This window comes from Cupriavidus basilensis OR16 (assembly GCF_000243095.1).
Classification (GTDB): domain Bacteria; phylum Pseudomonadota; class Gammaproteobacteria; order Burkholderiales; family Burkholderiaceae; genus Cupriavidus; species Cupriavidus basilensis_D.
The window spans coordinates 1-472 of record NZ_AHJE01000368.1; the positions used below are offsets into that span (position 1 = coordinate 1).

1 protein-coding gene is annotated in these 472 nt (G+C 73.1%); it reads right to left on the reverse strand.

Annotation, left to right across the window (positions count from 1 at the left end; genetic code table 11):
• Window positions 1-472: FAD:protein FMN transferase (locus OR16_RS43305; RefSeq protein WP_006165091.1), on the reverse strand; the 472-nt coding region annotated here is incomplete at both ends.

The following is a 472-nucleotide window of genomic DNA, read 5'->3' on the forward strand; positions in this document are numbered from 1 at the left end:
CAAGCAGGCACGATGGCGCCAGCACGCTCGCGCCTGCGCCAGCGGCCAGTGCGTCAGGCAGGTGCGGGCTGTCGATGCGCGGGGCCGAGCCTGGTTCCGGCCACAGGCCGCCAACGCTCGAACTCGCAAGCGCCGCGTTGTCGAGCTGCCAGGCCAGCGCCGTGCAGGCTGGCGCCCCCGGCTCGCGCAGCGCGACCGTCGCCGGGGCGGTGCCGGCATGGCGCATGTCGCCGCCCGCGTTGACCAGCGCGTAGTCGAGATCGAAACCGCCCAGGGCCTCGATCGCGCAGTCCACCGCGTAGCCCTTGGCAATGCCGCCCAGGTCGAGCTGCAGGGGCCTGTACTTGCGTACCTTCGTCCCTTCGATGACCCACGCGCGGCCTCCAGGGACGCGCATCCCTGGCGCGCTGCGCTCGCAGTCAAACCCACCGTCGCTCTCGGCCTGCAGCCGGGCCGCGACGGCAAGCACAGC